Raw genomic sequence first — 22,611 nt, 5'->3', positions numbered from 1 at the left:
GGACTTCAGCCGACTTCGGCGAAGAACCGCCGGATGTCGCCGACGAGCAATTCGGGTGCCTCGTGCGCGGCGAAGTGGCCTGCGGCGTCGTTCGGACCGCCGATCGCCGAGCCTGCGTCGTAGGAGTTCCAGCTGACGATGTTGCTGTGGTCACGCTCGGCGAACCGGCGGATCGACTGGAAATCACCCTTGAACATGGCAAGTGCGGTGGGGGTGGTGGTCGAGCCGGTCGGGCGGTCGGTGCTGTGCGCCTCCTCGTAGTAGTACCGGACCGATGAGGCAGCGGTGCCGGTCAGCCAGTAGAGGGCAACGTTGCCGATGACGAAATCGGCGTCGAGACTCTCACCGAAAAGCTGTGCGTTCCAACCCAGCAGGCCGATCGGCGAATCGGAGAGCGCGTAGGCCAGCGTCTGCGGCTGCTGGCTGCACAGGATGTTGAAGGCCATCTTGTTGTTCTGGAACCACTTCAGGTGTTCGAGCGCCGCCAGGTCCTCCGGCGAGAGGTCGACGAACTCGGCCGGATCGCCGGACGGGAACGAAAACAGTTGTGTGACATGGACGCCCACTACCCGGTCCGGCGCCAGGCGACCGATCTCCGGGGAGACCATCGACCCGCCGTCATTGCCGATCGCACCGAAGCGCTGGTAACCGAGCCGATCCATCAGCTCGATCCAGGCCTTGGCGACGCGCCGCATGGTCCAGCCGGTGCTGTGCGTCGGGCCGGAGAAGCCCATGCCGGGCAGCGCCGGAATCACCAGGTGGAAGGCGGGATCCTCAGCGGACTCCGGCGCGGTCAGCGGCTCGATGACGTCGAGGAACTCGAGCACCGAACCGGGCCAGCCGTGGGTGAGGACCACCGGCAGCGCGTCCGCGCGAGCTGACCGGATGTGCAGAAAGTAGATGTTCTCGCCATCGATTTCAGTGGTGAACTGTGGGTAAGCATTCAGCTTCGCCTCGAGCGCCCGCCAGTCGAAGGTCTCCAGCCAGTACTGCGCAAGGCCGCGCACCCGATCCTCGGGCACACCGTAGGAGTCGCCGACGCCGGGCAGTTCGCTCGGCCACAGGGAGCGGCGCAGACGGTCGGCCAGATCGTCGAGCTTGGCCTGCGGAATGTCGATCCGGAAGGGCTTGATGGTGCTCATGGCGATCTCCTTTGGAAACGGAATGCTTCGTTCTGTTTGAACCCTATCAGAACGGATCATTCCGTTTCAAGCCGTGAAGTCTTGTCGCAACCAGGTGATGTTCCAGCTCAGAAGGCTCCACTTGAGGAGCGGGCGGCTCGTTGGGCAAGGTTCGGCCAAAACCACCGGGTCACGATGTCACCGGAAGCGACAGTCTCTCCGAAGGACGGGGCTTCTGCGGGCAAGCGACCCCCTCCACGGATCGGCGCCCCTGCCGACGTACCGACCACCGCAGCCACGACGAACAGGACGCCGCGATCGGTGCCTACATCCTCTGGTACAACCAGCACGCCCAACCCAACGCGAGTTCGCCGTCGACTCCAAGCTCCGGCGACCCGATTACCTCCCCCAGATTGCTTGACGGGGCACTAGACCGCTGCCCGCTGCTTCGCCCGGTGCCAGGCGCGACGGTGGATGCGCCCGTCCCACTCCAGGAACATCAACCCTTCCCGCCTCGCCCATCGTCCCGCCACCGTCGCGCGAGGCCGCGCCGCTCGGTATGCGTGCCGTTCCTGTTGTGTCTTCCGTGGTGACGCACGCCTTTTCCCTTTCTTCGAGGAGGTTCGTCATGTCTTCTGTTGGAGATCCCGGCCGATTCATCGCCGAGGCGCTGGCGTGGTTGCCGAAACCGCCACACCGGTCGCTGGTGGTGATGAGCTTGCGGGAGGTGGCGTGCTGGCCGGATGCGTATATCGCGGTCGAATGCGTCCGCCGCGAAGATCTCTATCTGACCCGGGAGCACCTGGCCACCGTCCCGATCCTGGCCCGCACCCGCGGTTGGTGCGCAAAGCATCGCCCGGACGCGGTCGCGGTCGTCGTGATCGATGATCCGAGTCCGGACACACCGTTTCCCCGCGACGAACACCGCGAGCTGGCGGCCCTGTTGCGCGACCAGCTGGCCGAACTACGGGTCGGAACGCTCGGTGCGTGGTCGGTGACCGGCCCTGCCGCGGGTCATCCGTGGGCGAGCTTGTTCGGCGGCGAGCACGGGCTGCTGCCCTACGCCGCGCCCCGCGGTGACAGTGTCGAGGACCTTCCGCCGGACCTGGTTGCGGATACCGAGCTGGCCGACGACATGGTCCGCGACAGCCTTTATGCCTTCGCCGTCAGCGCGAGAGGTGTGCGCGGGCAGTGGTTGTGGGCGTTGCGGGTGCGGGCGCTGCCGTCCCCGCACCGCGCACCAGCCGCGATGTTGTGCGCGGTCACCGCCTACGTCCACGGCGACCGCGACCGGGCACTGGCCGCGGTTCGGATCGCGTTGGCCGACGACCCCGACAACGAGACCGTGCAGGCCATGGTCAGCTGATGCGCACGCTCGAGGTCGAGGAGGCCGCCGCCCGGCTGGCCACTGGCGATGTCGCGGCGGCTGTCCCGCGTGACCTGCGCGGTCAGGCTGCCCAGGATCTCGACCGCGCCGACGAGCTCGGCGTTCGGCTGGTCACTCGCGACGACGCCGAGTGGCCGAGGGTTGTGGCCGACCTCGACGCGCCCGGCGTGGCCGCGGGGAGCCCGGTCCCCCGCGGCCTGCGCGACGAACTGGACTCCCGCGCCCCGGCGGCGGGGGTCGCCGCGCCGCTTGTCGTGAAACACGTCTGCCGGCCCCTAGCCGCCGGTCTTCACCAAGCCGTTGTCGGTGCCATCGCCGCTGCGGCGCCAATTGGCTCAGGCATCGCGTGGATACTGCTCCGAGCATCGGCGGGTCAAGGCCGAGGAAGGCCTGGCTCTGACTGATCAGCGGGGGCACTGATACCGAGCCGTCCTGATCCGCTGGGCCCTCGGACAGCGCTACCGCGTGCGGGCCCGGCCTGCGACGCGGAGCTCGACCGCCACCGGGTCGGCGGCGGGCGCCGTACGCAGCTCGGCGACGGCGTGTCCGAGGATCCGCTGTCGCAGGGCGGGCGAACACGAGTCCGGCGGCCCAGCCCTGGCCAGAGCGAGAAACCTCACCCGATGAGTACGAACCGCCCATCACAGGCTATTGTTGGTCAGGCGCGTGACATGTCACGCCAAGCGTCGTAGATCGCATTCGCTTCGCAACCAGCGCTTGCCGCATCCGCTCTTCTTACGGCGATCGATTTTGCCCATCGGCAATCTCGCCATTTCGTGCCCCCGGCGCGGACCCGGAAGGTTCGCAGACGGCTCAGGCACCACCGATGCCCGAAAGGCACCGCAACACCTATGAGTTCTGCTGACATCTCTTTTGCCGCGCTCGGCGTGAGCGCACCGCTGGTGAAGGCGTTGACTCGCGCCAAGATCACCGAACCTTTTCCGATCCAGACCGACACCCTGCCCGATTCGCTGGCCGGACGCGACGTGCTGGGCCGTGGCCGGACCGGCAGCGGCAAGACGCTGGCCTTCGCCATTCCGATGGTCAACCGTCTCGGCGGCGGTCTCGCCGGTAGACGCGCACCGAGCCGCCCGACCGGCCTGGTGCTGGCGCCGACTCGGGAATTGGCCACCCAGATCGCGGCCGCGCTGGAACCCCTCGCCGCGGCCTATCGCATGACCGTCACCACGATTTTCGGTGGGGTCCCGCAGAACCGGCAGGTCCGGTCACTGCGCGCCGGTGTCGACATTGTCGTCGCCTGCCCCGGCCGGCTCGAGGATCTGATGAACCAACGTCTGATCTCCCTGGATGCCGTCGAGGTCACCGTGATCGACGAGGCCGACCACATGGCCGACCTCGGGTTCCTGCCAGGCGTGACCCGCATTCTCGCGGCCACCCCGAATGACGGTCAGCGCCTGCTGTTCTCGGCCACCCTGGATAACGGCGTCAACAAGCTGGTGAGCCGCTTCCTGCCGGATGCCAAGCTGCATTCGGTCGATGAGGCGAACTCTCCGGTCGCCGCCATGACCCATCATGTTTTCGAGACCGCGAGCGTCGAAGCCAAGCGCGAGGTCGTACACCGGCTCGCCTCGGGCTCGGGTCGGCGAATCCTGTTCATGCGCACCAAACATCAGGCTCGCAAACTGGCCAAGCAGCTGACCCTCGCCGGAATTCCGGCCGTCGATCTGCACGGCAACCTCTCGCAGGGCGCCCGCGACCGCAACCTCGCGGTCTTCGCCGCCGGTGATGCCCTGGTGCTGGTGGCGACCGATGTGGCCGCGCGCGGCGTGCACGTCGACGGTGTCGAGCTGGTCGTGCACGTCGATCCGCCCGCCGAACACAAGGCGTACCTGCACCGTTCGGGCCGTACCGCGCGGGCCGGCAACTCCGGTGAAGTGATCACCCTGGTGCTGCCCGGCGAACGACGCGACCTGGCCGACCTCATGCGCAAGGCCAAGATCACTGTGACCCCGCAACGGGTCACCGCCGACTCGCCCGTGGTGGCCGAGCTCGTCGGCACGATCGCCCCATTCGTCGCGCCCTCCTACAGCGAGCGGGCGGCACGTGAAGACGACCGCCGAACCAGCGGCGGACCGTACCGTAGCAGTGGCGGACCGCGCCAAGGCAATGGCGGATCGCGCAGGGGCAGTGGCGGACCGCGCCAAGGCAGCGGCCGTCGCAACGGAAATGCGGCGCAAGGGCAGTCGCGCGCCAAGCCGCGCGCTCACTCTGCGCGCGGAACGGCCGCATAGGGCCAACAGGTCGAGCAGCATCACCCGGACAGGCAGCCGGTGATCAGCACCGATGCCAAGAAGAAGGAGCAGCTCGGCGGTTGCCCAATGCCGGAGGGCAGTGGCGCCCGAAAGGTGATCCGGTCGAGGTCGAGAATCACAGCTTCTGTTTCATGGCCCCGACGTCGAGGTCGCGATCCCGTTCGGTGTCTACGACTTGGCCACCTATACCGGTTGGGTAAGCGTGGAACCGATCACGACACGCCGGTGTTCTTCTGCCACGCCGCGCTGTCCTGCCCCATCGCCGCGGAATGCACCCGCAGCTGCACGGTCCGATCGTCCTCGGCCTAGGAACCGGTGATCGACGCAGTATCGGCACTCGCAGGCGGTGAAGCCGCGACCAGCCCTGTGGTCACGGCGAGCATCGCCGCGAGTGCGACCGGAGCGTGACCAAGAGAGCGCCGAGCCGTTCGGATCTCGCCCGCACCTGCCCGAATCGACAACAGGCGCAGCCGCACCTCCGGCGCCGACGTCGGAACTACGTTTCATCGCTAGCTTCCTCCAACCGTCACGTTCGTCTACCGCCACCGATTCAGCTGCTCGACGACCCACAAGCTCCGCCACCGCTGAAGCCGAAGAAGGCGGCACGCTTCTCCGGTTCGATGGATCTGGACACCTCACGAATCGGCCCGATTTCCCGTAAGGACGCGACACAAACAGAGGCAGGAACGCAGTGGTTCGTTCCCAGGTTCTGTCCTGTACGTCACCGCAGCCACAGGACTTCTCTGCACTATGCGAGCGAACTCGCCGTCGGCTGTGTGACAGAGTGACCGGGCCTGCTCGGTGCCGCGACGGCGGAGGCCTTGCCGAGCGTCGGGCGTCGTTGATCAACAACCGCGGCATTGGATGAAACGACATGGTGTCCAGCAAGAAGGAGCGATGTGAACGGCGGCTGTCTCTGCGGCAATATCCGGTTCTCCGCGACCGGCGACCCGGACTTCCCTCACCTGTGCTCGTGCGAGCACTGCCAGAGGCTTTCAGGCGCCCCGGTGATGTCGTGGGTGTCTTTCCCGGAGGAAGGATTCGCGTGGACCGGTCCGGGCGGGGAACCGACCTGGTTCGAGACCTTCCCGCAGATCTGCCGCGGGTTCTGTCCGAAGTGCGGTTCCTCGGTCGCGTCCAAGGGGGATGAAGCCGGCTTGGTGGGGGTCACGATCACGGCCTTGGACGATCATGCCGACCTGGTGCCGGTCAAGCAGAGCTTTGCTCACAACGCAGTCCCGTGGATGGCCCCGCTGAAATGACGCGCTGCCCTTGCGGGACAATCCATCCGGGCTGTCCCGCAGAGGCGTTGGTTTCGTTCTCCTACTCCATCGGGAACGAGGACTGCACGGTGAGCGCCTGCTCCGAATCGAGACTTCGAGGTGCGCTCGCACCAGCTGGCGGAGCAGCGGTATCGTCCCCGCATGCGGGGGTGCATGATCTGCGACAAACACAACGGGACCGGACCACTGGTGAGCCCGGTGATCCATGTCGACGACCTCGTGGTGGTGACCCACCGGCCCGCCCATGGCGAGTGGGTCCGGCCGGGCTACCTGTTCGTCGAGCCTCGTCGTCACGTTGCGACCCTCGATCTGCTCGACGAGGCTGAGACAGTAGCGTTCGCTCGCGCTGTCCGCTCGTCGATCGGTGCCCTGCGCCGAGTTCTCGAACCCGCCCACGTCTTCACCTTCGTGGCGGGCCTGAGCGCGGCCGGTGTCCACCTCCACCAGCACATCTTCACCCGACCGTCCGACACCGCACGAGATGTACCGTGGCACGACGCCGATTCTCCGGACGCGCCTCGGATCCCCGCATCCGGACTCGATGCGCTCTGTGCCGAGCTGGCGGCAGCGTTACCAGGCTGAGGCGAACCCGAAGCCGACGCTCATTGCCGCATACCGCGCTGACCGAGACTGCCGGCGCGGCACCTCGGAAGATCAACGCGCCGTCGGCCTCTGCCGCCGTCCACGACGTAAGACTCCATCTCTATGGTGGAACGATGGCGTCGGTCAAACAGATCCAAGTCACCTTCGACTGCGCGGAACCTGAGCGCGTCGCTCGTTTCTGGTCTGAGGTATTGGGTTACGAGCACCGGGGCTCAGCATGTGTTGATCCCTCAGGTGCGGGCCCGCGCCTGTACTTCCAGCGTGTGCCCGAGGGAAAGGTCGTGAAAAATCGGGTGCATCTCGACGTGCGGGTCGGCACCGGGCTCGTGGGTGACGAGCGCGTGGCCGCACTCGAGTCCGAATGCGCACGACTGGTCGCGCTCGGCGCGGTACGCGTGCGACTACTGCGCGCCGATGGCGTCAACGAGTCGTGCCTGGTGATGCAGGACATCGAGGGCAACGAGTTCTGTCTCGACTGAGGAGCCGAGAACATGGCGCCTATCCGCCAACAGGCTGGAAGCACCAGACGACGGCCCCTGAACGTGGCCGGACCGCGATCGGCGGCGGCACTATGCTGCCCTCGGCCGGGGTGAGGCACAGGTGAGTCAGTGTGCTGTTGATCCGGAACCCGTCAGCTCCCTCCGTCAGCTGAAGCGTCCAGTACTGCCGGTCGCCGCTCGCAACAGGATTCATCCCGCTCACACGGGTGTCGTCGTTGAAGGCCAGCGCTATCGCCACATTCAACTCGGTGTTGATGATCCGGTAGGCGCCTTCGGTCAAATCAGCCATGGTTCGCGTCCTCACTGTGTGAGCGCACCGCCACCGAGCCTCGAACCGTTGGTAAACGCTGCGCTGATCTCGTAGTCGTCGTCCAGGGCGAATCTCTGAGATCTAGTAGATCAAATCCACCACCCCGCCGGACCGGATTCCATACCCCCGGCAGGATCACCATCGGTGTGCGGCGGCGTGGGTGCAGCGCGGCTGCGGTGCCCTCCTACCGCGGCAAACCGTTCGGCCCCACATGGTCCTGAGACTCCGACAGCGCCCAGGGCACCGCGGCTTCGCCTCTGCTCGGCTACCACGGAGTTGCCCTCCATCGCCCGGGTGGGTGGGGGCGGACAGCGCCGCTCCCAACGGCGTAACCGACGCCGGGGTGCCCGGTCCCACTCGCGACGCGGTCCATTTCGCTCACCACCGACCGTCGGTGACGGCCTTTCTTGTGGGGTCGCCCACGATGCCGGACTACTCGGCGCCGCGACTGGTGAAGTCGAAGGATCCGCCGTCGATGCCCCAGGAGATGATCCGTTCGGGGTGGATTCGGATGACCGCGCGTTCCTGGGGTTGGAACGGTGGCTCCTCGTCATCGAGCGCCTCGGCCGTGCCGCGTACCTCGATGCCGCGAATGACGTATGGCTCCAATGAAACCTGTTGGTCGACGACGAACGACACCCGGCTACCCGCCTCGACATTGCGGTACTTTCGACTGGCCCGCATCCGCATGCCCCCGATGTCGATCGTGCCGTCGGCGTTCACCCGATAGCTGGTCGGGTTGTTCTGCACAACGCCGTCGGGCGACACCGTGGCCAGCCGACCGATCCCTGCCTCCTCGAGGAATCGCAGTTCATTGCTGGTAAAGGTCATATCAGTCACTCCTCGGTGAATTCGATATCAGGTGTGCCCCCGGCGATCAGCCGGAAGTTGTACTACGCGAGACCGCCTACCCCGTGCTCTGAGATCAGAACAGGATCAGCGCGGCGCACAGTCCAGCAATGGCAATGAACTGCAGGGTGACCCGGTACTTCAGAATGCTGTCCCACTTGTCCTGTAGCGCACGGGCATCGGCCGGAATGATGCCGCTCTGGGCGGCGGCTGTCTGCTGGGTATTGATCGGTTTGGCGATGCGGACGTAGAAGGCGAGCCAGGTCAGCAGCGCCGCCACCGTGATCCCTGCCGCGACAGCGGCGCCGATCCGGCCGGCCAGTAGTGCGATCAGCAGTGTGAGCACCGCGGTGACCATGCCGCCCGCACCGACAACCGGCATGCGCTTGTCGCCGTAGTAGTGACCCCATCCCGCACTCATGGTCACGGCCGCGTCATCGAGCTTGCGGTACACGGACCGGGTGATCACGGCCCCGCAGACATCGGTGCCATAGACGATGGCATTGGCGAGAACGGCGACGGCGGCGATGATCTGGCCGGTGACAACGAGCATTTCGGCTTCCCTTCCTGAATTCTAGCATCGCTAGAAACTGGAGCAACGGTAGCATTCGCTCGCTATCTTGTCTAGCGTTGCTAGATTTCAGATCGCTACCGCGGGATCACTCTCGGATCAGCAAGCCGCACAAGCCCGTTCCGGCCGAGCGGACGCTGTCGCCGTCAACTTCCGGCGGAGCTCTACGATCGGTCGGCGGTACATCGGTCACCTGAGCCGGCGGCCGTCGGCGAAAGTGCACGCACGTACTGCGACTCCGCAGGAGAAAGCTGAGCTCTGGCCGCAGATCATCGCTGCTTATAAGGGTTAGGCGAACTATCAGCAGCGAACCACGCGCGCGACATCCCGGTGGTGATCTGCGAGCTGCGGAGCTGAGCGGTCGGTTGCGCAGGAGGGAAAAGGGTGACCGGGCTCCCGCCGTGCCCACCCGCTTGCGGTCCGTCACACGGGCTGAGCGAGCACAGAGGCCTGGCCGCCCAGCAGGCGGCGGATCTCCTCGTCCGGGTACGGGGTGCTCCGGCTCGCCTGCTGGAACGCACGCATGAACGCCGACATCGCCGCGGCGATCGGCGCGTGCCGGGTGAGGACCGTGGCGGCCTCCGCAGGGATGCCCTCCGGCGGCTTGCCCTCGGCGAAGGCGCGCACCATCGTGGCGCGCGCCTCCCTGTCCTCCCGCCGGAGCCCGTACAAGGCGGTGACCAGCCAGTTCACCAGGTAGGTGGTGGCGTAGCCGCGGTCGTAGCTCTGGTTCTGGTCGAAGAACGCGGTCTCCTCCGGCGAGAGGTCGAACCCGGAGGAGAGCGAGAGGCCGTAGTCGCCGAAGTAGAGGCGTTGACCATCGGTCAGGATGTTCTCGAAGTGCGCGTCGAGGTGCAGCAGTCCACGGCTGTTCATGAACGCGGTGCCGGCGGCCAGTTCCCGCTCCACCATGACGCAGGCCCGGTCCGCGGCCTCGTCGCCCGCCTCGATCTGGGCGTTCAGCCACTCGTGCAGGGTCTGCGGGATGTACTCCAGGAACAGCACGATGCTCGCCGAAGAGTCCCGGAGGGCCTCGATCCGGTGGCGTACCTGCGGTCGGCCGTCCCAGTAGGCGACGGCGCGGTCGACGTCGGCGAGTTCCTCCGGCAGCGGGGTCGTGTCCCGCAGCACCCGCCAGTGGTACATCAGCGGGAAGCCCTCGTGTTCGGCGGCGAGCACCCAGTTCGTCGTCATGGTGTGCACGGCGAGTTCGCGCCAGGCCCCGAAGCCCGGCCCGCCGATGAGGCCGATGCCGTACTGGCAGAAGAGCGGCATGTCGAACAGGTTCGCCGTGGACCGGACGTGCTCCGGCTGCCGTTCCAGGTCGGTGAGGGGCACTCGCTTCACGAAGACCGGGGTTCCGGCGACATCCAGCAGCGCCGACTTCCCGCCGATACCGGCGCCGATCGGCGCGGCCGCATCCACCAGCTCGCGCAACGCGTGATCGCTGTGCAGCGCCAGGGCCGTGGAGACGGCGCTGTGGGCGTGCAGGCGCGCCGGGCGCGACATGTCGCGGGTCGTCGCCGCGTCGCGGGATATCGCCGCGTCAGGTGAACAGGACGTCACCGCGTCAGGGGAGTTCGCTGCGGCCTCCACGTGGGCACCGACCTCGATTCAGTCATGGCCACGCGGTCGTGCCGGCGGCCTCCGGAGCGCGCAGGAGGTCGGTCCGGACCAGCACCCGACAGCGGTCCCTGCCTGTCCCCCGGAACCGCACTCTACGTTACGAACTCCACGCGACGACTTCACGCAGTGAGAGACGAGGCGTCAGGCGCCGGCCCGAGGCTACGGGGCCGCTGGCTTTCGGCAATCAGGAGGCCGTCGGCTCCGCGGCGGCGACCCACACCCGAGTACCCCATGCCGCCCATCGGTGAGTCGACGCTCCCCGGGCAGCACCGTAGGCATCGTTGACGTTGACCGTGTCTGCGCGCAGGCGGGCGGCGACGGCCCTGCCCTTGGCGCCGTCGCCGGTCCAGACGCCGGCATTGAGGCCGTACTGTGTGGCCCAGCCGGGCAGGGCAGCACGGGCGCGCCTGAACGCCGCGTCGACACCGGCGGGCGTCGAGCGGGAAGGCCGGCCAGCGGCGTAGTTCAGTGCAATGCCATGCGCAGGGTGTCCTGCGTCAGCTTGATGGCGGTGGTGGCCGCGTGGGTGGAACGCATCGAGTTGATCATCATGAAGTCGTGGATGATGCCGCCGAACCGCACGTGGGTGACCGGCACACCGGCCTCGCGGAGTTTGGCCGCGTACGCCTCGCCCTCGTCACGCAGGACATCGGCTTCGCCGGTGATCACCAGCGCCGGCGGCAGGCCCTTCAGCTGCTCGAGCGAGGCTCGTAGCGGGGAGGCGTAGATCTCCTCGCGCTGCGCGTCGTTGTCGGTGTACTGGTCCCAGAACCACTGCATGCCCTCGCGAGCGAGGAAGTAGTGCTCGGCGAACTGGTGATACGACGCGGTGTCGAAGTCGGCGTTGGTGACCGGGTACAGCAGCACCTGCTGAGTGACGCGAATATCGCCGCGATCCTTGGCCATCAGGGCCAGCACAGCACTCATGTTGCCGCCCACCGAGTCGCCGACCACCGCGAACTTCGAAGCGTCGAGCCCCTTCTCGGCGCCGTGGGCGAACACCCATTGCGCGGCGGCGTAGTTCTGCTCGATCGCGGTCGGATACTTCGCCTCCGGCGACAGGTCGTACTCGGGAAAAACCACGGCGGCCTCGGCACCGACCGCGAGTTCGCGCACCAGCCGGTCGTGGGTGTGCGCGTTGCCGAACACCCAACCCGCCCCGTGAATGTAGAAGACGACCGGAAGCGTCCCCGTGGCGCCGGCAGGCTTGACGATGCGGACGTTCACCGTGCCGGTCGGCCCACCCTCGACGGTGATCCATTCCTCGTCGATCTCGGGCTTGTCGATCTCACCCGACTGGACCTCGTCGACTATTTTCCGGCCTTCGGCCGGCGGCAACTGGAACAGAAACGGCGGCTTGTCAGTGGCCTTGGCGAACTCGCTCGCCTCAGGCTCGAGCACCGGCTCGATTTCGGTCATCGCGCTCTCCCTCGGTTCTGGTGTACCCGATTCCGGCTGTTCTCGTGGGTTGCTGGTCCGATCAGTTCACGCTCGGGACCGGCACGATCACCGGCTGGCCACCCGGGTCGACCTCGACGGTTGTCTGCTCAGTCGGTGACATCGGTAGCTCCCCAGCTCACTGACTATGGCAAACCCCACGCTAATCGCAAGGTCGCCACTGCGGAGGGGGTTTTCGATCGAGCAGAGAAAGCAGCAAAACCGGTAGGCACACTTCGGTGCCCCGCAAAAGGCGCACAAAGTGGCAACGTCGAGTGAGCGCGGCGTCGAGTGCATCCGACCAGCGGAACCTACCACTCCCCGATCGTGCTCAACGTCCCGCAATCGCGATCGGTTCGCGCTTCTACGCACCGCTCGTCGCGGCGTTCACCGACCGTGGGTGGAGCGCCCGGGCGTGGATCAGAACAGGCACGCGCGTCTCGCGAACACGACTGGTCCTACCGGGACTTGGTTGTCCGGTCTCACTTGTCAGAGGTGGTGCTCGCTATGGTCTTCCACCGCTTCATGAGGCGGCGGCAGGCTTCGACCAACTCAGGGGGTTCCACGTCGGTGAGGTCGGTGTCGAAGGTGGCGAGAATTCCCGCGACACCGGCCCACGACCAGGCTCCGATGGTGAGGCGACAGTGATGGGGGTCGAGGTGCTCGACGACTGATCCGCCGGGCGCCCAGCGAGCCACCGTCTCGGCCGCCAGGTGCAGGCGTGCGGTTCCCGTGCAGGGCCACGCGGCAGGGGTATCGCCTCGGTCGTGGCTGGTCATGACGAAGTGGGCGACGTCGCCGCCCGGCAGGTTTCTGGGGGTGAACGGGATGCCGGGCGGCGTGTGGAGGTGGAGGCGGTCGACGCGGTGCACGCGCCAGGTGCTGTCTGCGAGGTCGTAGGCGACCAGGTACCACCGTCCGGCCCAGACGGCCAGGTGGTGGGGTTCGACGCGGCGTGGAGGGGTGAAATCGGCGTCGCGAGGATCGGGGCGCGTGCCGTCGGCACGCAGTGGTTCGACGACGAGCACGTGGTGGTGGCGTACCGCGCCGCCCACTACCTTGAGCGCACCCGAGGCGATGGGTGGCGCCGGGAACTCCCAGTAATTCTGCAGCCTGGTCAGCTGCAATGACTCCATGGCCGCCCGCAGCCTGGTCGGCATCACCTGCTCGAGCGTGTCCAGTGCCCGTGCAGCGTCCTGTTCCAGGCCGAAGACAGTGCCGGAGACGGTCCGCAGAGCGACCGCGACGGCCAGAGCCTGCTCGTCGTCGAACAGCAGCGGCGGCAGCGTGTGACCGGCGCCCAGTTCGTAGCCACCGGCCGGCCCATGGACGGTCGTGACCGGGTAGTCGAGCAACCGCAGTGTCTCGATGTCGCGCCGGACGGTGCGTTCGCTGACGTCGAGCCGGGCGGCGAGCTCGCTCAGCGACCACCGTCGGCGTGCGGCGAGCAGCGACAGCAATCGCAGCGCCCGCCGTGAGGTATCGGCCACCGTCACATGATGACCGATCGTGGCCACTCGATGTCCACTACCGATGGCAAGGTCACACCCGAAGGTTGTCCGACATCAGAAAGAGGAGCCGAAACAGGATGCGCATCATCATCGTCGGAGGCGGGATCGGTGGCTTGGCGCTGGCCGCCGGCTTGCGTCGTCATGGATTCGACGTGACGGTCTTCGACCGTGACACCGATGTGGCAGCGACCGGGGGCTACCACATCACACTCGACGGTCGGGCACAGTCAGCGTTGCAGGAGCTCGTCGCGCCGGAGGTCTTCGAACGGTTGCTGGCGTCGGCATCAGCGTTGCGGCTGCGGGATCCGGACGCATTCTGGGATCGGCGCGGTCGGTTGCTGGGCCACGGTCCAGACCTCAGCGGCGATACCAGCGTGGACATCGACCGCATCACCCTGCGAACCCTTCTGGCCGAGGCGGTCGGCGACGATCTCCATATGGGCCGAGCCGTCACCGGTATCGGCCGCGCCGAGGACGGGAGTCCGCTGGTGATGTTCGCCGACGAGTCACCTGTTCAGTGTGATCTGCTGGTGGGTGCGGACGGCACACACTCGCTGGTGGCCCGTCACCTGGCCGGAGGCCCCACCAATTCGCCCGCCGGCATCATCGGCTTTTCCGGGAGAACCTCCGTCGACGACCTCAGCCCGGCGGAGCGACAACGGCTCGGACGGCGGTCGGGGCTGGCGATCGGCCCACGGGGTGCGGCACTCTACGTCGGTTTCCTCGACCCGGTGGGTAACGCTGTACTCGACGCACCCGAGCTTCGGGCGGCGGTCACGACCGGCCCCACCTACATCTGGGGGGCCATGTTTCCCGAGTCCGCCGATACCGACTCGATGCGTGACACCCGCGGTGCCGCGCTACAGACCGCGCTGCTGGCCAGGTTTCGCCGACAGGGATGGAGCGAACGCCCGCTCGAGGTGATCGCCCGCGCCGACCCGGACAGTGTGGCCGCGTTCCGGTTCAATGCGGCCTCGTCCCGGGTACAAGACCTCGCCCCGTGGCCGGCCGGATCCATCACCGCGCTCGGCGACGCCGTCCATGCGACCCCGCCGACCGCCGGCATGGGAGCTGGTGCCGCCATCCGCGACGCCGCAAGCCTGGTCGAGCAGCTACGTGAGGTCGCCGCTGACACCACCACCCTCACCGTGGCCATCAGCCGATTCGAGGCGGATGTGCGCCTCCGTGGCAGCGAAGTCCTGACCCTGGCCATGAAGACCGTCCGATGGATACTGGCCACCGACACCCGGCTCGGAGCAGCCGCCACGGCCGCAGCCACCCCCATCCTGGCTGTCGCCAACCAAGTCGGACACCGGCGCTGACACCACCTGGCCGGCGCGCCGCAACGCGCTTCTCCCCGACGCTGCGCACGAGCATCCAGCGACTCTCCAGCCGGTCACGACCGCCGAAATGCATCAGGGAACCGCTCAGAACAGATCATCGGCGCGTCGACCGGCGCCCGGAACAGGTTGACGAACACGAAGTTGCTACCTGCCGCGTCCGGGACGGCGACGCGCTCGAGCAGTACTGCGGGGCCAGCCGGGACACGGGTCCGACCCTCCCGGCTTGCCGCCGCAGAAGCCGTCGTAGTCGGAGTCACCGAACACCAGTGCCGCGAACCGCGCAGTGCGGCATCGGGCAAGGCGGACAACGATTCCCAGAACGCGGCACCGTTGTCGGGTCTCACCGTCACCAAAGGTAGTGCTGAGTCGTGTTCGCCGCTCAGCGCGGCTACGGCTTCATCGGCAGCCGGTCTCGATCGACTCGACGCCTGACTCGGTTCCGCGGCCCGCACGGACGAGGTTTCACCGGGCGGAAGTCTCCGGCGGCAGGCCGGACGACCGGTGGGTGCGTGTCTCACCTGCCGACGGCGCCTGGCCGGTGACTCGTCCGGTCCGGCTCATTCCGAGGACCATCGCGCCCAGCCCGAGCAGCACAGCGATCCCGCCGGTGATGACGTTGTTCCAGATCGTCGATGTGGTGTCGACCTCGCCGCTGACGATCCAGGGAGCCAGGATCGTCCACAGCCCGATCAACGGTGCGGCCCAGACGATGCCGTGGGTCCGGCCGTACACCGAGGCGAACCCGAATGCCAGCATCGCCAGGGCGATCCCGACGATGAGGTTGTTGACGGTCAAGGTCGACAAGTCGTTGAACCCGACAACCCACGGGGAGATCGCGAGGTAGAGCCCCGTCAAAAACAGCAGGCCGGTGACCGCCTGGGCGTCGGGCGCCTCCGAGGCCCGTTCGTACTTCTCTCGCAACTCCACGATGTCGGGATGCCGGCTCATCATGGTTTCACTGCTCATGTTCTCCACCACCCTCTAGACGAAGCGGCGAATCAAAGCCCTTTCGAGCCAAGCCCTCCCTACCGGGGCGGGCCGCGATCGGCCGCGGAACGCGGCTCGTCTTGATCGCCACTCACTCGAATATCATGCCGTGATATTATCACTCTATGATGGAGGGGTCGATGTCATCACCCGAACACCTCACCGACCAGGAGTACTCGAGACTGCTGGCGTTCCGGTCCGGACTGCGCCAACTCCTGCGTTGGAGCGAGCGCCGGGCAGCCGAGGTGGGACTCACCGACACCCAGCACCAGCTACTGCTCGCGATCCGAGGGCATTCCGATCCGGACGGGCCCAGCATCGGAGAGATCGCCGGATACTTGTGCGCCCGCCACCACAGCGTGGTGCAACTGATCGACCGCACCGAGCAACTCGGCCTCGTCGCCCGCAAGCGAGGGCAGGGCACCGACCGCCGCGTCGTGCACCTCACGCTGACCGAAGCGGGCAGGCAAACCCTGGCCTCGCTCACCGCCGCACATCACGAGGAACTCCAGCGACTGACACCCCTGGTCAGCGCCCTGAACGACCCCGCAGTCATGCCGCAGGCCGGGTAAACGCTGCCCAGCCCGGGCGCCAGCTGCATGCGCCGTCGACGGCAGGGGTCGGCGGGCAGCGTGTCATGACCGCACGCAACTGCACGAACTGCCGGCTCGACCAAGGGGAATGGGCCGGACAGGTGACCTGCCCGGAACACCCCGATCCCACACGCGCCGCGCACGCGAGCGCCGCGGCCGACCGACTTTCGCCGACCTCGGCCTCGCGAGTCCCGTTCACACCGCCGCTGCGGGTCAGTCGCGGTATATCGCTACGTGAGCGCCGGTGGCGGTTCCCACGCTGAAAGGACCTATGCACGAGGCCGTGCCATGACCCGACGGACTGAACGAACCGCTCCATGAGCCGCGGTAAGGACCGAAAGCCGTCAACGGGAACGCATTCGGCACCCCGTGCAAGCCGAAGCAGTCCACGATCAGGGCGTACTCCCTACCGGCGGGGGCGTCGTGATCATGACATGTTGCCGTCGCACTGGTCAGGTCCCGCGTGATGACACAGTCCTGTGGTGCGGCCTGCGCCGTCCCGGAGCCGACTACCGCCGCAACGCCCAGACCCAGCACCGCGGCGCACGCAACTCGTGCGGTGGCGACTATCGGTCTTCTCATTCGAATCCCTCTCAGTAGAAACCACTCCGAACGCAGTCCTGTGACTTTCGGTTTCCTACCCGGGGTTGTTACGACTGGCAACCCGCCACCTACTGCGCGATCAGGACCGGACCGGTTGCGGCGCAGGATGTGGTCCTGACCGTTGCTTGGGGGACAGGGCATCTGGATGTCCGTGCGTCGGCTATCTTGCCGCCGACGAGTAGCGTTGGCTCGCAGACGATTTCGAGGACAAGTCGCCTCCGCGGAGGGATGATGGAGTCTCCTGGATAGACAGATCGTCCGGTGGAATCCGGAACAAGGGAGGGTTTCTGTCGTGGGTAAAGTCAGCACCAAAGGGGAATGGACGCGTGTCAGCGTCGACGAGACACAGTTCGAAGGTCTGGGAAAACCGGGCGTCCCATCCAGCAGCGGCATCAGATCCAGCATCAGATGGGGCAGCGCGCAGGACAGCGAGAAGAGCGGTTATGACTTCACGGGTCTCACCGACGTCGACGCCCGCCTCGACGGGAAGGATTTCAATCTCGGCATCTTCACTCACTACAACCGCCGAATCCACCTCGAACACACCCAGTTCTGGGTGTATCTCAAGGTCACGGTGGACTTCCAGGACGAGGGGTTCGACCACACCTTCACCCTGCGTTTCCGCCATGACGAGACGGCCAACCAGCCCGGGGACGTGTCCGATGTGGTCAAACTGCCCGTAGTCCACGAAAACGACATCGTGTACATCGACGACACCGAATACAAGGTGTCGATCACCGGTTTCTTGGATCAGACCGGGCAGGTGACCTCACGATTCGAAAATCCCGAGGGCAGAAACAAAAGAGTCTGGCTCGTTGCTCGATTCGAGCCGATGAACGAGCCGGGCTCCTGACAGGCCGGGGCGACCAACGTCAGCGCCGTCCAAAACGGACAACCAGTTGTACGGCAGTACTTCGCTCCCGAGCGAGCCACCCGTCGGTGCTGTCCAACGGGTGGCTCGCCCCGGTTCAGGTTCGATCGGTCACTCCGATTGGCGGACTCGAGGTCGACCAGCGATAGCGGGCTACTCGGTCACCCGACCCCGTCGTTCGGTCGCCGAACAGACCGGCGCACGCCGGTCACCTCAGTGAACCGCAGCCGTGGCTGTGCGGTCCGTTACGCATCGGGAGCGCACCGCCCCCGCTGTCTTCAGCTTGCGGATACCCCGGCTCAGCAATGGGTTATCCCACAGGCTCGGTGGCGTCTGCTCGGGGTCCATCAGTTCGTTCTCCGCAAGCGGGCTGTCCTCGTCCTCGACGGTCTGCGGCTCGAACCGCACCAGGGTCCGGCCGTTGCCGCGCAACGTCTCGACGGTGCGCAGAAGCGACGACGTCTCGGCGAGTGTGGCGTCGAACTTCGCCGGTTCGGCATCGAGATGTTCGCAGATCAGCTGGCGCCGGATACCGAGGATGGTGTCCCGCAGCAGATCACCGTCCGTAGTGGCGGGGGTGACCTCGACAGCCAGATCGCATTCGGTGTCGAAGCCCATGGAACGGTTGTTGAGGTTCGACGATCCCACCCGCAGCAGCCGATCGTCCATCACCAGCACCTTGGCGTGGACGTAGATCGGCGCACCGGCCTCCGTGACGGGGTAGTAGACGCCGAACCGATTCTCGGTATCGGCCTTCCACAACAGATGAAGTAGGCGGCGGCGGGCCCCGTCCATCGTCTGTTGCTCGAGCCAGCCGTCGGCGTGACGCGGCAGCACCAGCACGATCTCCGGACCGTTCGGCTCGCGCAGCCGCGCGGCGATCGCCTCCGCGAGGGTGCGCGAGGCCAGGTACTGGCTCTCGATGTACAGCGACCGTGTGGCGCCCGCGATCGCCGCCAGATACAACGCCTCCACCTCCCGGACTTCGGCGCGGTCGGCCAGCTCGGGCAAGGTCCGCGCGATACCCACATCGACCGACCGCATCGTCGGCTCCAGCCCCTCCGGCCACGGCGGGTCACCGGCGATCTCGTCGAGCGGGGCCAATTGCTGTCCCGTTGCCGCCTTCCACCGCGCTCGGGCCAATTCGCCGATCGCCTTCGCCGCGTCGCCGTCGACGGCGGTGGTCGCATCGTGCCATGGTCCGTACCGGTTGCCGTTCGGCTCGGTTCGGTAGTGGTTGTCGTCCCGGTGGTCGCTGGTGTCCCAGCGATCGACGGTCATGTCGATACCACCGCAGAAGGCGAGCGCGTCATCGATCACCACGATCTTCTGATGGTGTGCCGAACCGATCGGGTGCGCGCCATCCATTTCGAGGTGCAACCGCCGATCGGTCATCCAATTGATGACGAAGATCGGTGTCATCCCACGGCTGATCGCCGCGAGCGCGCCGACATTCCATTTCAGCAGGTAGATGTCGAGATCCGGTCGCTGTTTCGGCAGCCAGGACAGGAATTTACCCAGCCGATTGGGCCCTTCGAGGGTCTTCTCCTGGGGTTCGAACTTGATCCGGGTATCGAAGTCCCAGCCGATCAGCACGATGCGCTTGCGCGCCCGCAACATCGCGGACTTGGCATGGCGGAAATAGTCCGCCGCGTCGATGATGCACGCCAGCCGATCGGCCCGTGCGATCTGCCAGCAAGATTCGCCGGGGGTGAGGATTTGTTGCTCGTCGCTCATGTGTAGTCAGTTCTCCCGTCCAGCCGCACACCCGTCCCCGCGAGTGAACGATTCACAGTACTGCGCGGTCGCTGACGTTCTCGGTGGGCATCGTCACCGCGATTCCGTTTCTCCTGCTGGTCCGCGACTTCACGGTCGACAAGACAGCGGCTTCACCGGGTTACACCTCGACCTGGGAGCCCATGATCACGGTCCGCTCGCGGGGCAACCCGAAGTAGTCGGCGGCGTCGGAGGTGATGAAGGAGGTGGCGATGAACAGGCGTTTACGCCAGGCTGCCATGGTGGGCGCGTCGCCTCTCTTCAGTTCGATCTTGGATAGGAAGTAGGAGGCGTCATCGACCGAGATCGGGCCTTCGGTGCGGGCCGGATCCAGCCGACGCAAAATGTGCGGCACGTTGGGAGGCTCCATGTAGCCGTGGTAGGCGGTGACGTGGATGATGCCGTCCTCGGTGTAGCCCAGCGCATCGATGCGGACACGGTCGGAATCGGCGACGCGCGGGACGGGCTGGGTCTCCAGCGACAGGATCACGACGTGTTCGTGCAGCACGCCGTTGTGCTCCACGTTGGCGCGCATCGCCAGTGGCGTGCTCCGGCTGCCGCGGTTGAGGAATACAGCAGTGCCGGGAACCCGGGTCAGCGGTGGTTCCCGGTCTCGGAGTCGACCGATGAATTCGCGCAGCGGCCCCTCGGCCTTCTCTCGTGCGGCGGTGACGACGACACGCCCGCGGGCCCAGGTGATCATCACGGTGAACGCGGTAACGCCGATCAGCAGCGGTAGCCACGCCCCGTGGACGAGCTTGGTCATGTTCGCCGCCAGGAACAGTGCGTCGATGGCCAGCAGCGGGATCGCGCCGAGCAGCGCCAGCCACAGCGGGGTGCGCCACTTGGTGTGGGCCACGTAGAAGAACAGCAGTGTCGTGATGGTGATCGTCGCGGTCACCGCCATACCGAAGGCATAGGCCAGCGCGGCGGAGGACTGGAAAGCGAAGACCAGGGTCAGTACCGACACCATGAGCAGCCAGTTGATCCAGGGAACGTAGATCTGCCCGATGGTCGATTCCGAGGTGTGCGCGATGCGCAGCCTCGGCAGGTACCCCAACTGCACGGCCTGGGAGGCCACCGAGAAGGCACCGGTGATCACCGCTTGGGAGGCGATCACTGTCGCGGCGGTGGCCAACAGCACCAGCGGTAGCCGCGCCCAGCCGGGGGCGAGCAGGAAGAACGGGCCACTGACTGTGGCTCGGTCGCTCAGTATCAGCGCGCCCTGCCCGAAGTAGCTCAGGGTGCAGGACGGCAGGACCAGTCCCAGCCACCCCCACGTGATGGCCTTGCGTCCGAAATGGCCCATATCGGCATACAGGGCCTCGGCGCCGGTGACCGCGAGGACGATGGCGGCCAGGGCGAAGAACGCGATGTGGAAATGCCCGATGGCGAAACTCAGCGCATAGGTCGGCGACAGAGCCTTCAAGATCTCCGGATGCCGGACGATCTCCGCGATGCCGAGGGCGCCGATTACCAGGAACCACAGGATCATCACCGGCCCGAACACTCGCCCCACGGTGGCGGTGCCACGCCGCTGAACAGCGAACAGGGCGATGATGATCACCACCGTAATCGGGATGATCAGGTTCTCCAGCTCGGGTTCGACGATCTTGAGCCCTTCCACCGCGGAGAGCACCGAGATGGCGGGAGTGATCATGCTGTCGCCGAAGAACAGCGCGGCACCGAATATTCCGACACCGGCCAGGACGGCGGCTGCGCGGCGGCCACGTGTTCCGCCGAGACGCCGAAGCAGCGTGATCAACGCCATGATCCCGCCTTCACCGTCGTTGTCCGCGCGCATCACCAGCGAGATATAGGTGAGGGTGACGATGATCATCACCGACCAGAAGATCAGCGACACCACCCCGTACACGTTGGCGGCACTGACCGGCACCGGATGCGGATCCTGCGGATTGAACACCGTCTGCAAGGTGTAGATCGGGCTGGTGCCGATATCACCGAACACCACCCCCAACGCGCCCACCACCACTGCGGCACGCACCGGGCCGCGACCCGCTGTGTGCGCCGGCGAACCGGTCTGCGTCTCGGTGACCATGTGCCGTGCTCCTCCTCGAACCGGGCCCGCACCATATCGTGCCGTAGGCGCGATCGAAATCGACATCCACACTGGCCCGGCCCCTCGGACTCCCATTGGAGCGCCGTGACCTGTCGCGAGCAGGCGGGACCCCGTGTCAGGCTTTCGTCGGGGCTGTACGGCCAGACGCTGTTGGTTGCTGCCATGGCATCGAGCTGCGCCTCCTCGAACACCTCGACCTGGGCGGGCACGGTGGCCAGCGACGACACGGCACTGGCCGTCACCGATACCGGCGGCACCGGTCGACCGGTTATCTACCTGAACGGCGGCTACGCCAGCCAGCGGCACCGGCCGGTGATCGATGAACTCGGCACCGGCTACCGCCCAGCTGGCCCGCGTCGAAGCGGTCGGCGGACTACTCCTTCGAGGCACTGGGCCGACCGCAACCCTGACCGTATCGCGGGAGTGGTGGCGGTGCGGCCCCCTACGGCCTGACCGGCGAGGAGGGGCCGAGCGGATCCGGAAACTGTTCCGCCGGAAGACGGTGCCGGTCACGCCCGCGATCCGGTGCGATTCGTGCTGCCGCTGGCGCGCCCGTTCGGCGTGGCGGCGCGGATGAGCGCCGACCTACACGCCGAGGTCGACATCGACGCCTACGAGCTCGCCGCCGCCAGCGTCCCGGTTCTCGGGCACCTGACCTGCCCGGTGCGGTTCCCCCTGGCCACCGGCGGCGGTCTCGGCACCGGCGGCGGGGAAATGGAACAGGTGCGCGCTTCTCTGGATCCCGTGCTCGCCTACAACCCGAACGTGAAGGTGAGCGCGAAGGTCGCCAGCAACCACGCCAGATTCCTTCGCAAGGACTACCGGCGTAGCCCAGGCCGTCCGCGAGACGGCCACCGCCGCAGACCGGCAGGGTTTGCCGAGCCGAT

Annotated in this window: 21 protein-coding genes and 1 pseudogene; 11 read left to right on the top strand and 11 right to left on the bottom strand. The window is 66.6% G+C overall.

Translation table 11 applies throughout. The features are described from left to right. Positions 1–5: 5 nt before the first annotated feature. A complete protein-coding gene (locus IU450_RS24595) occupies positions 6–1,142 on the bottom strand; it encodes an epoxide hydrolase family protein (protein WP_195152102.1) in 1,137 nt (378 codons plus the stop codon). Between the two features lie 607 nt (positions 1,143–1,749). Here IU450_RS24595 and IU450_RS24590 point away from each other — a divergent pair. Further along, positions 1,750–2,487 (top strand): DUF4192 family protein, encoded by a 738-nt coding sequence (locus tag IU450_RS24590; RefSeq protein WP_195152101.1) that lies wholly within the window; start codon positions 1,750–1,752, stop codon positions 2,485–2,487. After that, positions 2,487–2,912, top strand: a complete 426-nt coding sequence (locus tag IU450_RS24585; RefSeq protein ID WP_195152100.1) for a hypothetical protein — start codon at positions 2,487–2,489, stop codon at positions 2,910–2,912. The genes IU450_RS24590 and IU450_RS24585 overlap by 1 nt, the downstream gene beginning before the upstream one ends. Before the next feature lie 54 nt (positions 2,913–2,966). On the opposite strand, the gene IU450_RS24580 is transcribed toward IU450_RS24585, so the two are convergent. Next, positions 2,967–3,128: a hypothetical protein gene (locus tag IU450_RS24580; RefSeq protein ID WP_195152099.1), complete on the bottom strand. Its 162-nt coding sequence runs from the start codon at positions 3,126–3,128 to the stop codon at positions 2,967–2,969. Between the two features lie 231 nt (positions 3,129–3,359). On the opposite strand from IU450_RS24580, the gene IU450_RS24575 reads away from it, so the two are divergent. The 5 genes and pseudogenes from IU450_RS24575 (at position 3,360) to IU450_RS24560 (ending at position 7,146) form a co-directional block, all read left to right on the top strand. Then, a complete protein-coding gene (locus IU450_RS24575; protein WP_195152098.1) occupies positions 3,360–4,760 on the top strand; it encodes a DEAD/DEAH box helicase in 1,401 nt (466 codons plus the stop codon). Between the two features lie 3 nt (positions 4,761–4,763). Continuing rightward, positions 4,764–5,012 (top strand): annotated as a pseudogene (locus tag IU450_RS39960) (ISAzo13-like element transposase-related protein); the annotation flags it as partial. A 668-nt stretch (positions 5,013–5,680) separates the two neighbouring features. Beyond that, entirely contained in the window at positions 5,681–6,043 is a 363-nt protein-coding gene (locus IU450_RS40640; RefSeq protein WP_324197803.1) for a GFA family protein, read from the top strand. Positions 6,044–6,205: 162 nt separating this feature from the next. Next, on the top strand, positions 6,206–6,646 hold the full coding sequence (locus IU450_RS24565) for an HIT family protein (protein ID WP_228835033.1): 441 nt from the start codon (positions 6,206–6,208) through the stop codon (positions 6,644–6,646). 134 nt (positions 6,647–6,780) lie between these two features. After that, complete coding sequence (locus IU450_RS24560) at positions 6,781–7,146, top strand: VOC family protein (protein ID WP_195152188.1); 366 nt, start codon at positions 6,781–6,783, stop codon at positions 7,144–7,146. 19 nt (positions 7,147–7,165) lie between these two features. Here IU450_RS24560 and IU450_RS24555 read toward each other — a convergent pair whose 3' ends face one another. The 6 genes from IU450_RS24555 to IU450_RS24530 all read right to left on the bottom strand — a co-directional run bounded on the left by IU450_RS24555 (position 7,166) and on the right by IU450_RS24530 (position 13,450). Then, positions 7,166–7,456: a hypothetical protein gene (locus IU450_RS24555; RefSeq protein ID WP_195152096.1), complete on the bottom strand. Its 291-nt coding sequence runs from the start codon at positions 7,454–7,456 to the stop codon at positions 7,166–7,168. Between the two features lie 453 nt (positions 7,457–7,909). Then, on the bottom strand, positions 7,910–8,308 hold the full coding sequence (locus tag IU450_RS24550; protein WP_195152095.1) for a PPOX class F420-dependent oxidoreductase: 399 nt from the start codon (positions 8,306–8,308) through the stop codon (positions 7,910–7,912). Positions 8,309–8,402: 94 nt separating this feature from the next. Next, complete coding sequence (locus tag IU450_RS24545; RefSeq protein ID WP_195152094.1) at positions 8,403–8,879, bottom strand: DUF1772 domain-containing protein; 477 nt, start codon at positions 8,877–8,879, stop codon at positions 8,403–8,405. 441 nt (positions 8,880–9,320) lie between these two features. Continuing rightward, on the bottom strand, positions 9,321–10,493 hold the full coding sequence (locus tag IU450_RS24540; protein ID WP_324197802.1) for a protein kinase family protein: 1,173 nt from the start codon (positions 10,491–10,493) through the stop codon (positions 9,321–9,323). A gap of 495 nt (positions 10,494–10,988) precedes the next feature. Next, entirely contained in the window at positions 10,989–11,942 is a 954-nt protein-coding gene (locus tag IU450_RS24535) for an alpha/beta hydrolase (RefSeq protein ID WP_195152093.1), read from the bottom strand. Between the two features lie 500 nt (positions 11,943–12,442). Continuing rightward, on the bottom strand, positions 12,443–13,450 hold the full coding sequence (locus IU450_RS24530) for a helix-turn-helix transcriptional regulator (protein WP_195152092.1): 1,008 nt from the start codon (positions 13,448–13,450) through the stop codon (positions 12,443–12,445). A gap of 98 nt (positions 13,451–13,548) precedes the next feature. Here IU450_RS24530 and IU450_RS24525 point away from each other — a divergent pair, with 98 nt between their 5' ends. Continuing rightward, on the top strand, positions 13,549–14,793 hold the full coding sequence (locus IU450_RS24525) for an FAD-dependent oxidoreductase (protein WP_195152091.1): 1,245 nt from the start codon (positions 13,549–13,551) through the stop codon (positions 14,791–14,793). Positions 14,794–15,276: 483 nt separating this feature from the next. On the opposite strand, the gene IU450_RS24520 is transcribed toward IU450_RS24525, so the two are convergent. Next, entirely contained in the window at positions 15,277–15,780 is a 504-nt protein-coding gene (locus IU450_RS24520) for an SPW repeat protein (protein ID WP_195152090.1), read from the bottom strand. Between the two features lie 161 nt (positions 15,781–15,941). Here IU450_RS24520 and IU450_RS24515 point away from each other — a divergent pair, with 161 nt between their 5' ends. Both IU450_RS24515 and IU450_RS24510 read left to right on the top strand, forming a co-directional pair. Next, positions 15,942–16,373, top strand: a complete 432-nt coding sequence (locus tag IU450_RS24515; protein ID WP_195152089.1) for a MarR family winged helix-turn-helix transcriptional regulator — start codon at positions 15,942–15,944, stop codon at positions 16,371–16,373. Between the two features lie 916 nt (positions 16,374–17,289). Next, entirely contained in the window at positions 17,290–17,850 is a 561-nt protein-coding gene (locus tag IU450_RS24510; RefSeq protein ID WP_195152088.1) for a choice-of-anchor K domain-containing protein, read from the top strand. Between the two features lie 231 nt (positions 17,851–18,081). Here IU450_RS24510 and IU450_RS24505 read toward each other — a convergent pair whose 3' ends face one another. After that, the gene (locus IU450_RS24505; RefSeq protein ID WP_195152087.1) at positions 18,082–19,605 is read right to left on the bottom strand and encodes a phospholipase D-like domain-containing protein; all 1,524 of its coding nucleotides are present in this window, start codon (positions 19,603–19,605) and stop codon (positions 18,082–18,084) included. Between the two features lie 160 nt (positions 19,606–19,765). Beyond that, the gene (locus IU450_RS24500; protein WP_195152086.1) at positions 19,766–21,703 is read right to left on the bottom strand and encodes a potassium transporter Kup; all 1,938 of its coding nucleotides are present in this window, start codon (positions 21,701–21,703) and stop codon (positions 19,766–19,768) included. A 183-nt stretch (positions 21,704–21,886) separates the two neighbouring features. On the opposite strand from IU450_RS24500, the gene IU450_RS39945 reads away from it, so the two are divergent. Beyond that, positions 21,887–22,177 (top strand): alpha/beta fold hydrolase, encoded by a 291-nt coding sequence (locus IU450_RS39945; RefSeq protein WP_228835032.1) that lies wholly within the window; start codon positions 21,887–21,889, stop codon positions 22,175–22,177. Positions 22,178–22,611 lie beyond the last annotated feature (434 nt).

It is taken from the genome of Nocardia abscessus, from assembly GCF_015477775.1.
Classification (GTDB): domain Bacteria; phylum Actinomycetota; class Actinomycetes; order Mycobacteriales; family Mycobacteriaceae; genus Nocardia; species Nocardia abscessus_A.
Note: the sequence above shows the minus strand (reverse complement) of the source record. Positions and strands in the feature narration are given on the sequence as shown.